At 54.3% G+C, this 12840-nt stretch carries 13 protein-coding genes and 1 pseudogene; 8 read left to right on the top strand and 6 right to left on the bottom strand.

Going from position 1 to position 12840, the window contains the following annotated elements:
- Positions 1-63: 63 nt before the first annotated feature.
- From AC3ZVB_RS19620 to AC3ZVB_RS19610, 3 genes are read right to left on the bottom strand one after another with little or no spacing between them, the layout of a single operon-like run.
- A complete protein-coding gene (locus tag AC3ZVB_RS19620) occupies positions 64-750 on the bottom strand; it encodes a hypothetical protein (RefSeq protein ID WP_490147469.1) in 687 nt (228 codons plus the stop codon).
- Positions 743-1876, bottom strand: a complete 1134-nt coding sequence (locus AC3ZVB_RS19615) for a hypothetical protein (protein WP_490147468.1) — start codon at positions 1874-1876, stop codon at positions 743-745. Before AC3ZVB_RS19615 ends, AC3ZVB_RS19620 begins: the two co-directional genes overlap by 8 nt.
- Positions 1873-2949, bottom strand: a complete 1077-nt coding sequence (locus tag AC3ZVB_RS19610) for a PD-(D/E)XK nuclease domain-containing protein (RefSeq protein ID WP_456134719.1) — start codon at positions 2947-2949, stop codon at positions 1873-1875. The genes AC3ZVB_RS19615 and AC3ZVB_RS19610 overlap by 4 nt, the downstream gene beginning before the upstream one ends.
- 407 nt (positions 2950-3356) lie before the next feature.
- Here AC3ZVB_RS19610 and AC3ZVB_RS19605 point away from each other — a divergent pair.
- Positions 3357-3632 (top strand): annotated as a pseudogene (locus AC3ZVB_RS19605) (phosphate-starvation-inducible PsiE family protein); the annotation flags it as partial.
- Here AC3ZVB_RS19605 and AC3ZVB_RS19600 read toward each other — a convergent pair.
- The 3 genes from AC3ZVB_RS19600 to AC3ZVB_RS19590 all read right to left on the bottom strand — a co-directional run bounded on the left by AC3ZVB_RS19600 (position 3629) and on the right by AC3ZVB_RS19590 (position 7034).
- Entirely contained in the window at positions 3629-3946 is a 318-nt protein-coding gene (locus AC3ZVB_RS19600; protein ID WP_162437289.1) for a DUF3509 domain-containing protein, read from the bottom strand. The pseudogene AC3ZVB_RS19605 and the gene AC3ZVB_RS19600 overlap by 4 nt on opposite strands.
- 346 nt (positions 3947-4292) lie before the next feature.
- Positions 4293-5594 carry an HAAAP family serine/threonine permease gene (locus tag AC3ZVB_RS19595; RefSeq protein ID WP_194691365.1) on the bottom strand — a complete coding sequence of 434 codons (1302 nt, stop codon included), beginning with the start codon at positions 5592-5594 and terminating at the stop codon, positions 4293-4295.
- A 63-nt stretch (positions 5595-5657) separates the two neighbouring features.
- Entirely contained in the window at positions 5658-7034 is a 1377-nt protein-coding gene (locus AC3ZVB_RS19590; protein ID WP_194691364.1) for an L-serine ammonia-lyase, read from the bottom strand.
- A 135-nt stretch (positions 7035-7169) separates the two neighbouring features.
- On the opposite strand from AC3ZVB_RS19590, the gene AC3ZVB_RS19585 reads away from it, so the two are divergent.
- The 7 genes from AC3ZVB_RS19585 (at position 7170) to AC3ZVB_RS19555 (ending at position 12768) form a co-directional block, all read left to right on the top strand.
- Positions 7170-8117: a LysR substrate-binding domain-containing protein gene (locus AC3ZVB_RS19585; RefSeq protein WP_194691363.1), complete on the top strand. Its 948-nt coding sequence runs from the start codon at positions 7170-7172 to the stop codon at positions 8115-8117.
- A 213-nt stretch (positions 8118-8330) separates the two neighbouring features.
- Complete coding sequence (locus AC3ZVB_RS19580) at positions 8331-8738, top strand: HPF/RaiA family ribosome-associated protein (RefSeq protein ID WP_149657528.1); 408 nt, start codon at positions 8331-8333, stop codon at positions 8736-8738.
- Between the two features lie 266 nt (positions 8739-9004).
- A complete protein-coding gene (locus tag AC3ZVB_RS19575) occupies positions 9005-9310 on the top strand; it encodes a DUF3649 domain-containing protein (protein WP_162437293.1) in 306 nt (101 codons plus the stop codon).
- Positions 9307-10887 carry a PepSY-associated TM helix domain-containing protein gene (locus tag AC3ZVB_RS19570; protein ID WP_162437294.1) on the top strand — a complete coding sequence of 527 codons (1581 nt, stop codon included), beginning with the start codon at positions 9307-9309 and terminating at the stop codon, positions 10885-10887. The genes AC3ZVB_RS19575 and AC3ZVB_RS19570 overlap by 4 nt, the downstream gene beginning before the upstream one ends.
- Complete coding sequence (locus AC3ZVB_RS19565; protein ID WP_162437295.1) at positions 10888-11214, top strand: DUF3325 domain-containing protein; 327 nt, start codon at positions 10888-10890, stop codon at positions 11212-11214.
- 1 nt (position 11215) lies between these two features.
- The gene (locus tag AC3ZVB_RS19560) at positions 11216-11782 is read left to right on the top strand and encodes an RNA polymerase sigma factor (protein WP_490147485.1); all 567 of its coding nucleotides are present in this window, start codon (positions 11216-11218) and stop codon (positions 11780-11782) included.
- Positions 11779-12768 carry a FecR family protein gene (locus AC3ZVB_RS19555; protein ID WP_490147467.1) on the top strand — a complete coding sequence of 330 codons (990 nt, stop codon included), beginning with the start codon at positions 11779-11781 and terminating at the stop codon, positions 12766-12768. Before AC3ZVB_RS19560 ends, AC3ZVB_RS19555 begins: the two co-directional genes overlap by 4 nt.
- Positions 12769-12840: the final 72 nt, after the last annotated feature.

Raw genomic sequence — 12840 nt, 5'->3', positions numbered from 1 at the left:
ACTTCCGATAGAAAGCTCTTCATCTAAGGGTTCTTAACTGAATATCCATCTGCTTCATGGTGATTAATCACCTACCTCTGTTTTAATCACGAAATCTACGAGTGATTTTTCTAGCTCAGAGTTTGGGATGGAAATACTATAAAGACAGTTTGACTTGATGTCCAAAATTACCGGGATCCCATCTTGGTAAGACTCTATCTTCACTCTTTCAAACTCCACTGGGACACCTTGTATTAATCTTTGAGCCGATAGAATCGCATTTTCATCGATGTAAATTGAAAATGATATTTTGTCGTGTCTTGTAATGATCTGATTGGAAGAGTAGGAGTGTGTGATTCTTACTCGCGAATTGTCAGAATCTTGAATGTGTTTGGACAGGTCGAGTAGGGATATCTTAATTTGCGAAATAAAGATTTTTGAGCTAATTGCCTCTTCTAGATTTTTTAAAAATGGTTTTATAGATTTTGTTGACGAGTCAATAGTCAGTAATAGAGATTTTCTCGTGATGCTCTGAATGCTAAATATGCATCTACTAACTTTGAAGAAGGTAACTGGTTCTCCAGATTCGTATATGTTTAATTCGTTAAAAACAACTATTTTCTCTCTTATCCAAAATGCTCCAGTTAAAAATTTTCCTGTCGCGATTATGTCGTAGATTCCATGGTCAGATTGTTTGTTTTTATGATTGCTTATCCTTTCAAATATTGTTGGTTGATCAAGATCAATTTTTATGCTGAAAAGTTTACGCACTTTCAGCCTCCGCTTCTTTTGTCGTTGGAAGAGTCGATTGCATGAATTTTGAAATTAAAGTTCTCGCGGTGGTTTCTATTTTTGTGTGAATGTCTCGCTCTATGGTTCCTGAAGGTGGAAACCTGTTCGTGGAATACTTTTCCAGTGACATGTATCTGTAAAAACCTTTTACTTTTTGAGAGAATCTACTGCAATTTTCAGCATCTTCAAATTTTATCTCGATTTCATAAATGTCCGGTGTCGCTGAATCTTCACTACATGTCCATACTACGTGGGACGTGTAAAATCCTTTTTCATGTAATGAGTCTACTTCTTTTGAATTTAGTACTCCTTTCCCATTCAATGACGCACGAAATACATGAGTGCCAGAGTCGATATCGTCATTTTCAGCTTCCAGTTCATCTGAGCTTCCCGAGGATTTATTGATTTTTTCCGGGTTGAAAACTGAAACTTTTGAAACATCTTTTAATGAGTATCCCTTGATTGCTTTGATCAGTTCCTCTAGGAATTGTGACCTAATCTTTGGGTTGTCTAAGAACTCTAGCGAAATCGTTTCTATCTTTGGCGGTGTTTCTTTGTCTTTACTGAGGATTTCGATAAGATGGTTTACCCATTTTTCAGAGTCTTCATTATAAGGGGAGCGAAGTGTAAGTTCTCCTTTTTCTTCCGTGATTACGATGGTGGATTCTTTTGTGACTGTCTGTTGAAGTTGACTTTTATTGGGGTTTATATCTGTGTAGGTTATTGTTAGCCTGATTTCGTTTTGATGTTTGGCAATGGTGGCAGATGCGTCTTTCGGATAGTCTTTAGAGTTTATTATGCTTTTTAATTCATTTGCAGCTTGTAGCACTTCTCCAGAACTTGTGTTGGTGATAAATCTTGAGGTGGTTTTCTCTCGTTGAGTGATCGACTGAAGATTCGACGTTAATTCGTCATAGTCTCTATAACCAGTGAACATTCGGGAGTAATAGAATGAAAGGTTTTTTCTTTCTGTTTTGGGTGAGATAATAATGCCACGCTTAAAGAATATTTCTGCGAGGCTTTGATTGCTGACTTTTGAACTGTTTACGGCATCACAAATTGCTTTGTCATTTGGCATATATATGCTTTGTTTTTCTATACTCACCAGTCCAACTCCTCTTTACTGAAGAAATCACTCACAGTAGGAATGAGCTCAAACTCTATTTTTTCTATAGTTTCCGATTTGCCCCATTTCTTTATATATTCTTGCGAGGCTGTCCTAAAATAATTTTTTGCCATGTCGCTTTGGTCAGATGCAATCGCGCGTATTGATATCTTTTTGTTACTATTTAAAATCTGGTAGTTAGATAGGGAGTCAAGCAAGAAGAACATATCTTTCCAATCATCTATTCTCGCTTTGTAGTAAATTTTGTACCCAGCATCGATAGATTTGATTGCCTCTTGCTTTGCGTTAAATAAATGTTCTTCTTGATACTCAATGATCATGAAAGGAGCAGATATCAGCTCAAGGGTCGCTGGTCTGGAGCTTGGAAGGTTTTTGGCTTTGTGAAGGTTTAGGTCGGGGTAGAAGAATTGATAGTTTGCTCTATTGAACTCTCCTCTAGAATCGAGTTTTTCCAAGTCATCTATAACGGTTTTTATATATTTTATGCTACTTGGTTCTAGTATGTGTATTTGCTGGTCTTTCTGTAGGTCTATGTTCAGGATGTTGATGTCTTGTTCGCTTTCCGCGCTAGTACTAGATTTTTTTGAGCTTTTTTTTCCATAGAAAATATCGTAGAAAGTGCTGTCCCATCCGCCGTCGTGATTGTATACGAATAGCATGCCTCTAATTTCAAGATCTTCCTGGGTTAATGAGTACCGGGTTTTCCATTCATCGCTATAACGAGCGCAATCTATTGAGTGTGCCAATGACTTTAATGCTTTTCGAATAGCAAATTGTTTTATTGTTCCGGTCGCGTAGCTTTTAAGATCTGTGTTAAGAGCGATTGTTTTTTCTGTGTACGGATCTATATAAGAATAAACTACGTCTGTAGGATGATTGTGTGCTTTCTGCTCTGAGTCGGGCTCGGCTTTAGGTGGGTTATGTTTCTGGGGTAATACGCATTCGAAATTTTGGTCTGATGGAGGATGTATATTCCATTTCAACCAAGGAATAATTTCGTTCGCAACTTTACCGGCAATTGCGGCAATACCAGCTCTTTCTCCTCCAGCCATTTTATTCCCTTATTCCTGAGTTGATCTGCTGTCCATGCGCGAGCTTTAACTCCATAAGTCATTTTGACAAATGGCATGATGGCAGGCTAAATGCCAGCATAGATCAAAAACTATTGGTGTCAATCACCACTGTGACCGGATTCGGTGGAAGCTTTCCAGTTCACATCGAGCTTTTTTACCTGTGCGATGTGAGTCATTGCGCCGAGTTCGTAAAAACAAAGAATGACGCCTAGGGCGCAAAGGATCTGCTCTAGGACATCTCAAGATGTCGTAAGGGAGAAAAACTCTACAAGCTTGGCGATTGAGGATTGAGCGTGTTGAAGGTGAGTTCCAGGAACATCATCTGCATCTCAGTTTTGGAAAGTTAATATGAGCAAAAATATTAAATTTATTTTCAGAAAACCCCCGGCAATTTCGTCAAGACCAACCACATGCCCGTGCGCTTCCTGATCTACGTAGCGATCACTGCACTGACGCGGCTGCTGATCTCCAACGTCTCGCACCACAATCCGCCGGACGTCGGAATCATCTACCTGTGCGGCGGCATTCTGCTGCTGGCCTTCGCGATTCTGGTGGTGCGTTACGCCTCGTCGCAGTTTCCTTCGGTGAAGATCGAGCACCCGCAACGCAAGGTGGGTGCGGGTTCCAGCGAGCATCCTGAAGTAGAGAAGGGCGAGCTTTAAATCCCCATGGCGGGGCGGGGCTGACCTTTGATGAGGGGCGGCGGCAGGTTGCGATTGTCGCCGTCTGTCATCGCTTCAAGAATCGCCATTGCACTGTGGCCTTGCTCGATGGCGATGCCAAACTGGATGCTCTGCACCAGACGCTTCAGGCGTTTGGGATCATTACGCTGCTCGGCGCTGATCATCCGTTTGGCCACCACACGACCACTGTTGGACAAGGTCAGCATGATGCTGCCGTCCAGACCCTGAATGCTCAGGTTGATCTGATAATCCGGTGCAAAGGCATCGGTAATGAGCTGAAAAGGGTTGTCCATGATGCGTCACCGCCTGATTGAACGTGCAGTTGTTGACCGGCCATGATCATGTTGGTTCGCAATACCGGACCATTGGCATTCCCTGTTTACTACAGGGATGTAGCAAGGGGCATGCCGGAAAGATTGTCGGACAATAATCTCAATGCGGCGGGCTAGCTGACTAATCAGTTAGCGGGCGGTAACCCGACCTGTAGCAGCTGGCGAAGCCTGCGTTCGGCGGCGAAGCCGTCGTGAAACCAGGCAACGCGGTGTTCAAGTCAAACCGCGAATGCAGGATTTACGACGGCTGCGCCGCCGAACGCAGGCTGCGCCAGCTGCTACAGGGGACGTGCCTTATCTGCCCGATTCAGGGCAGAAACGAGTAAATGATCGCTGACAGTGCAATCAAACCAATCAACACCACAAACACGTTCGAGGCCTGACCCGAGTACTGGCGCAAGGCCGGCACGCGGCGGATGGCGTACATCGGCATCAGGAACAACAGGCACGCAATGATCGGTCCGCCGAGGGTTTCGATCATCCCGAGGATGCTCGGGTTGAAGGTTGCCACGGCCCAGCAGCTGAGGATCATGAACAGTGCGGTCGCACGATTCAGCCAGCTCGCCGACATCACTCGCCCACGACCCCGCAGGCTTTTCACGATCAGGCCCTGGAAGCCTTCGCTGGCACCGATGTAGTGACCGAGGAAGGATTTGGTGATCGCCACCAGCGCAATCAAGGGCGCTGCGTACGCGATGACCGGCGTCTGGAAGTGATTGGCGAGGTACGACAGGATCGAGATGTTCTGCGCCTTCGCAGCGGCCAGGTCAGCCGGGGAAAGGGCCAGCACGCAGCTGAAGCAGAAGAACATCACCGTCACGACCATCATGGCGTGGGCGATGGCCAGAATGCCGCTGCTCTTGGCTTCGGCTTGCTCGCCGTAACGCTGCTTCTGATCAACCGCAAACGCGGAAATGATCGGCGAATGGTTGAACGAGAACACCATCACCGGAATGGCCAGCCACAAGGTCTTGAAGAACAACGGCATCGGCATGCCTTCACTGGCGGTGGCGAAGAATGCGCCATTCCAGTTCGGGATCAGGCTGATGCCCAGCAACAGCAGCGCCGCCACAAACGGGTAAACCAGCACGCTCATGCACTTGACGATGACGCCCTGGCCACAACGAACGATGGCCATCAGACCGAGGATCAACACCAGCGACAGAATGGCCCGGGGCGGCGGGGCGATGTGCAGCTGATGTTCCATGAAACTGCTCAGGGTATTGGTCAGCGCCACGCTGTACACCAGCAGAATCGGGAAGATTGCGAAGAAGTACAGCAAGGTGATCAGTTTGCCGGCACCGACGCCAAAGTGTTCTTCAACCACTTCGGTGATGTCTCCCGAGCGGCCGGACAACACGAAACGGGTCAGCCCGCGATGGGCGAAAAAGGTCATCGGGAACGCCAGCACCGCCAGAATCAACAGCGGCCAGAAGCCACCCACACCGGCGTTGATCGGCAGGAACAACGTACCGGCGCCAATGGCCGTGCCGTAGAGGCCCAGCATCCAGGTGGTGTCGTGTTTGCTCCAGCCTTTGCTGACTGTCGCGGTCTCATGTTTTACGTCTACAGCGGGATTTTCGGCAGCAGGTGTACGCACATCGGTCATCGTTATGGCCTCGTTATTGTTCTTGCTCGGGCTCACGTGGTGCAGGCGGTCAGGGAATGCTCCTCAGCACTCCACCCAGCTAACAGCCAGGCCGCCCCGTGAAGTCTCTTTGTATTTGTCATGCATGTCGGCGCCGGTATCGCGCATCGTGCGGATCACCCGGTCGAGGGAAATGAAGTGTTTGCCGTCGCCACGCAGGGCCATTTGCGTGGCATTGATCGCCTTCACGGCGGCAATTGCGTTGCGCTCGATGCACGGCACCTGAACCAGCCCGCCGACAGGGTCGCAGGTCAGGCCGAGGTTGTGTTCCAGGCCGATTTCAGCGGCGTTTTCCAGTTGTTCCGGCGTTGCGCCCAGTACGTCAGCCAGCCCGGCAGCCGCCATGGCGCAGGCAGATCCCACTTCGCCCTGACAGCCGACTTCGGCGCCGGAAATCGAAGCATTTTTCTTGCAGAGAATGCCTACCGCCGCAGCGCCCAGAAAGAACGCAACCACGTCATCGTCGGACGCGTCCGGATTGAATTTCATGTAGTAGTGCAGCACCGCAGGAATGATCCCCGCCGCCCCGTTGGTGGGCGCTGTCACCATTCGACCGCCGGCCGCGTTCTCTTCGTTGACGGCAAGGGCGAACAGGTTGACCCACTCCATGGCCGACAGGGTGGAGGTGATGACATTCGGCTTGCCGATTTCCAGCAGGCTGCGGTGCAGTTTCGCTGCCCGACGCGGAACATTCAGACCGCCCGGCAGGATGCCTTCGTGACGCATGCCTTGCTCGACGCATTCACGCATCACCGACCAGATGTGCAACAGGCCCTGACGGATTTCGGCCTCGCTGCGCCAGGCCAGTTCGTTGGCCATCATCAGCTCGGAAACACGCAGGCCGTGCTGGTTGCACAGCTTGAGCAGCTCGGCAGCGCTGGAGAAATCGTAGGGCAGCACCACGTCGCTTGAGGGCGCAATACCTGACTCGGCTTCAGCCGCTTCAATGATGAAACCGCCGCCAATCGAGTAATACGTCTGCTCGGACAATTCGCCGGTTTCGCCAAAGGCTGTCAGGGACATGGCGTTGGGGTGGTAGGGCAGGCTCTCTTCGAGCAGCAGGAGATCGGTCTGCCAGTTGAACGCGATGGTCGCCTGGCCCGCCAGGTTCAGTTCACCGGTCTGACGCAGCGTGTTGATTCGGTCTTCGATGGACGTCGGATCAATGCTGTCCGGCCATTCCCCCATCAGCCCCATGACGCAGGCGCGGTCGGTGGCATGGCCAACGCCGGTGGCAGACAGAGAACCGTAGAGGCGAATCTCTACCCGACGGACGGCTGCCAGTATTCCTTGATCGAGCAGTGCTTGAGCGAAGGTGGCGGCGGCGCGCATGGGGCCGACGGTGTGGGAGCTGGACGGACCGATACCGACTTTGAAAAGATCGAAAACACTGATAGCCATGCTAAAGCCTATACAAGCAATGGAAGAGGAATCGCTGCCATTTTTGTAGGACAAGCGCAATGTCGGCGATACTGCCCACCTCGGTCCTACGTGACCAACGAAATTTCCTACTCGAGCCTTTAGCAGGACTAAACGATGAGTCGTCAATTGCATGCCCAGACCTACGTCTGGCTGCACGTATTTTCCTGTGCCGCCCGGCACCTGTCGTTCACCCGTTGTGCCGAAGAGCTGCACATCACGCCGGGTGCAGTCAGTCAGCAGATTCGGCAACTGGAAGAGCGTCTGGGTTTTCGCCTGTTTCACCGACGCGCCCGTGGCGTGGAATTGAGCGCGCAAGGCCAGCGGTTGGCCATTACCGTCAACGAGGCGTACGGCAGTATCGATGCGGAATTGCGACGACTGGACGCCGGAATGATCAGCGGAATTCTGCGCGTGCGTTCAATTCCGTCTTTTTTGAGCAAATGGCTGACGCCGCGCTTGCCGCGACTGCAGCAGCGCTTTCCGGACATTCAGCTGCGGCTGGTGGCAGAAGACAGCAGCGTGCCGCTGCACGAAGGCGACTTCGATCTGGCCATCGACCTGAATGACGGCAGTTATCCCGGACTGTTATCCACCACCTTGCTGGACGAGCAGATCTTTCCGGTCTGCTCGCCAGGCCTGCTGCGTGGGCGCCCACCGCTGCATGGGCCTGCCGACCTGCTGCACTTTCCCCTATTGCACGACATCACCGCCTGGCGCGGCAGTTATGAATATGCGGAATGGGAGTTCTATCTCAACGCCATCGGTTTCGAGGGCGCGGATGTGCGGCGCGGGCACACGTTCAATCGCAATCACCTGACGATCGAAGCCGCCATTGCGGGCATGGGCGTGGCGATTGCGCGTCGGACGTTGCTCAATGACGAACTGGAGCGGGGCACGTTGATCGTGCCGTTTGGCCTGGCGGTGCCCAATCACAAACGCTACGTGCTGCTCTATGCGCCGGGCGCGCTGAGCCATCCGGGCGTTCGTGCGGTACATGACTGGCTGGTGGAAGAGGCGGGGATTTTTCGCAGCCTGCACCCGCTGGCGGAGCGACAGATGTGACCAATTATGACAAAAGAGAGGGTCGACCCAACTCCCGACCTTAACAGCGCTTTTGCTCCCTGTCCGGCTTTTTTTGCGAATGAAAAATTATCTTTTTTTAGGGGTTGAATTGTTCTGCGTGCAGACCGATTGTGTAAGTAAGAGGTCACGGTGATGACGCCCAAGGGCTAGCCGAACGGCCTCTCGCGAGCTAGCTGAAATAAGGGATGAACTATGCAAATCCAAGTCAACAGTGATAACCATATTCAAAGCAGCATCCGACTGGAGGAGTGGGTACGTACTACCATTGAGAGCACGCTCGAACGTTATGAAGAGGACCTGACCCGGGTCGAGGTTCACCTGCGGGACGAGAATGGCGACAAGCCCGGTCCCCACGATATGCGCTGCCAGCTGGAGGCGCGGCCAAAAGGCCATCAACCGATTTCCGTCACCCACAAAGCCGACACCCTGGAGCAAGCGATCGACGGTGCGGCCGAAAAACTCGAACATGCACTGGAGCATTTGTTCGGCAAACTGCGGGGCAAACCACGTGCCGCTATCGTGCCGTTCGAAAGGGTTGCTGCGGACGCATTGCTGGAAGACGAGTTTCTCGAGAACGAACAGGCTGCGCAAAACGGCTGAAGCTTTATTTGATTTTTATTTTTCCAATGACAGCGGGCCTGCTTATGCAGGCCCGTTTTTGTTTGTGCATTCCACGATCCATGCCCCAAGACCCTCCATGTAGCAGCTGGCGTAGCCTGCCTCCGGCTGCTACAAAAGTGCGTTACGCGGTTCCCGGCAGTCAGTTCTCGCCGGACTCTTTTGCGTATGAGAATATTTATCATTAATATTGCGGCCTGCTTGGCTTCGTGACGTTCACGCAGCTCCACCTGTTTCAAGGCCGAAACATGAAAGTCAAAACCCGCTCGCTTCCCGTTTCCTACCGACTTGCCGTCACTTCGCGGGTGCTTGCCGCCGTGTTGGGCGGGTATGTCGTCGCGGCGTTGGCCAGTGTCAGCCTGACAATGTGGCTGCCCATGCCCCGCGCCGAAGCGGTAGTGACCGGCATGATGACTTCTTTTCTGGCGTACCTGTGCGCCGTGTTGTGGTGCTTCGCCTGCCGCAGTGCGTGGCAGGCGTGGTTGGGGGTGATCGTGCCGAGTGGGGTGCTGGCGGCAATATCCGGCGTGGCGTACTGGTTGGGGCAATCATGAAGGACGGATTTCGTCAGGCCATGGCCTGGCTCCATACGTGGACCGGGTTGATCTTTGGCTGGTTGCTGTTTGCGATTTTCCTGACCGGCACCCTCGCGTATTTCAAGGATGAGATCAGTCACTGGATGCAGCCGGAGATTCCCGCGCGATCGGTGTCTTCCGAGGCCAGTCTGGCCCTGGCGCAGGACTACCTGCAGCAGCACGCCCCAGGTGCCTCGCGCTGGCTGATCGATTTGCCGAGTGCCCGAGAGCCAGGCCTGTCGGTGCGCTGGCAACAGTCCCCAGCCAAGCGAGGCGAGCGCGGTCAATTCACCGAAAAACGCCTCGACCCGCAAACCGGCACCGAAGTGCAGGGCCGGGAAACCAGGGGGGGCGAGTTCTTTTATCGCTTTCATTTCCAGCTGCAAATGCCCTACCCCTGGGGCCGCTGGTTATCCACGATTGCGGCCATGGTGATGTTCATCGGCCTGATCACCGGGATCATCACGCACAAGAAAATCTTCAAGGACTTCTTTACCTTCCGCCCGCGCAAGGGGCAGCGTTCGTGGCTGGACGGGCACAACGCGGTGGGTGTTCTGGTGTTGCCGTTCCACTTGATGATCACCTACAGCAGCCTGGTGATTTTCATGTCGATGGTCATGCCAGCGAGCATTCTTGCGTCATACGAGGGCGATGTCCGGGCATTTTTCGATGACGTCTTCCCCGCTTCCAGCGTGCCTGAGCTCGCCGGGAAACCGGGTCAGCTGGCACCGATGGCACCGCTACTGGAGCGGGCTCGGGAGCAGTGGTCGGGCGGTCGCGTACAGCGGTTGACGGTGAACAATCCGGGAGACGCAAATGCCTCGGTGGTGCTGGTGCGTGACGGTGCGGACCGGGTGGTTCATGACGTGAGCAGTGCCGTGACGTTCAACGGCGTTACCGGGCAACTGCTCAGCTCCACCCCGCAGCAGCCGGTCGCGATGGCCATCGCCGGCAGTTTCTATGGCTTGCACATGGGGCGTTTTGCCAGCCCCGTGGTGCGCTGGCTGTACTTCATTTTTGGTCTGGCGAGCACGGCCCTGATCGGCACCGGGCTGGTGATCTGGCTCGGCAAACGCCAGCTCAAACATGCGAAAAGCGCCGTGATGCCGTTTGAGCTGCGATTGGTCGAAGTGCTGAACATCGCCAGCATGTCAGGCTTGACGGTCGCCGTGGCGGCGTTCTTTTGGGCCAACCGCTTGCTACCGGTCGAGATGACGAACCGGTCGGATTGGGAAGTGAACAGCTTCTTCATCGTCTGGGGCCTGAGCGTGATTCATGCGATGGTCCGCCGGGGTCGCACTGCCTGGATCGAACAGTTGGCAGTGGCTGCGTTGCTGTTCTGTGCCGTGCCGCTGCTCAACGCATTGACCACGCCGTACCACTTGGGTGCGACGCTGCCGCAAGGTGACTGGATGATGGCCGGCTTCGATCTGGCGTGTCTGGTCAGTGGCCTGTTTCTGGCGTGGGCTGCATGGAAAATGCAGCGCTCGGGACAGGTGCCAGTCGCGACCGAACAGCGGGCCAAACCGATCACCCTTGCGCGCGAGGCGAACTGAATGCTACTGGCCCTGATGCTCTGTTACGGCGGTTTTACTGCGCTGTGTTTATCCATGGATCGGCATCACACTGAACTGCTCGGTCATAAGCCGTCGGCCCGTCGTCGGCACGGGATGAAGATCGCCGGTTGGATATTGCTTGCCCTGTCGTTGTGGGCCGCCGTCTCGAAGACGGGTTGGTCGCTCGGGCTGGTCGAGTGGTCTGCAGTGTTGATGCTTAGTGCCTTGGTGCTGGTGCTGTTGCTGCCTTATCGCCCGCGTCTGGCGTTGTCGCTGGCCGGGCTGAGTCTGCTTGCCAGCCCCGTCGCGGCTCTTGCGCAGCAGTGATTTGATGATCATCCCCCCTCCCGAATCCAGTGAAGACGACGTCCGTGGGGGACGTGCGCATTTCCTGCAGGTGTTCCTTTCCCAGCGATCACAGATGGAAGCGTTGGTGAGTCGTCGTGTGGGCTGTCGAGCGACCGCTGCGGACCTGGTGCAGGACCTGTTCTTGCGCTTCTGGCGCCGACCGCTGGTGCAGGTCGAAGAGCTCAGCACCTATCTGCTGCGGTGTGCCGGCAACATTGCCATTGACCATTTGCGCAGTGAAGGCGCGCGAGTGCGGGTAAACGAAGGATGGCTGCCGGAGCAACCGGAAAGTCGCGGCAGTGAACCGCAAGCGGCGCTGGAAGCCGGCAACGATCTGCGTCATGTCGAGGCAGCGTTGCGGGCGTTACCTGAGCGTACGCGGCAGATCTTTTTGCTCAACCGTATCCACGGCCGCAAATACGCCGAGATCGCCAAGGCAATGGGGTTGTCCCAAAGCGCCGTAGAAAAACATATGATGCGCGCCCTCGAAGCCTGCAAGGCCAGCCTGCGGGAACCCGAACCGCGCACGCCAGGGAAAGCACCGTGAATCTCAAAGAACGCGTCACTCCGACGCCCGCACAGGAACAGGCAGCATTTGCCTGGCTGAGCCTGTTGCATGACCAGCCCAGCAGTGGTGATCAAGTCACCTTCAGTCATTGGCTGCAAGCCGACCCGGCCCATGCTGAGGCGTACGCCCAGGCACAAGTGGTCTGGGAGATGAGCGAAGCGCCGGCGCGCACCCTGGCCGATGAGGACGCGTTGGCCTTGCAGGGGTATCTGAACGCCATGAACCGTTCACGCCAGACCCGCGTTCGGCGTTGGTCCGGGGCGTTGGCGATGGCCGCGTGCCTGGTGCTGATGGTCGGCATCGGTGCGGGATGGCAGCCATCGCGCTGGATGGACGATCTGGGGGCGGACTATGTCTCGGCACCGGGGGAAATTCGCACCGTGACGCTGGCCGATCAATCCCAGATCACCCTGGACGCCGACAGCGCCATTGCGGTGGATTTCAGTCGTGGCGAACGGCATGTCCAACTGCGTCGCGGTGCCGGATTTTTCAGTGTGACGCACACCGGTGAGCCGTTTGTGGTCGACGCCGAAAAGGGCGAGGTACGCGTCTTGGGCACGCAGTTTGAAGTGCGCCTGCAACCTCGCGGCGCCCAAGTGACGGTGTTGTCCGGAAGGGTAGGGGTGACCGCGCAGAAGAACGCCGAACAACAGATCCTTACCGCCGGCCAGCAGGTGGCGTATGGCGAAGGCGCTGCGGAAAAATCCCATGCGGTCGACAGCGAAGCGCAACTGGCCTGGCGTCAGGGTTGGCTCAATTACTACAAGGCGTCGCTGGCCGACGTGGTGGAGGACCTGGGACGTTATTACCCGGGCCGGATCGTACTGCTCAACGATCAGCTCGCGGCGCGCCGGGTCAGCGGCAGTTTTCCCAGCAAAGACCCGATGGCCGTGCTGAGTTCATTGCAGGGGGTGCTGGGGTTTGAGCAGCATGCGGTAATGGGGCGATTGATTATTTTGCAGTGAAAAAAAGTCAAAAGATCGCAGCTTGCGGCAGCTCCTGCAGGGGGGCGCGTTTTCAAACAGTAGAGCTGCCGC

It is taken from the genome of Pseudomonas sp. MDV22-iso1, from assembly GCF_058145095.1.
The sequence above is the reverse complement of the archived record's forward strand: the minus strand, read 5'-3'. Positions and strand labels throughout refer to the sequence as shown.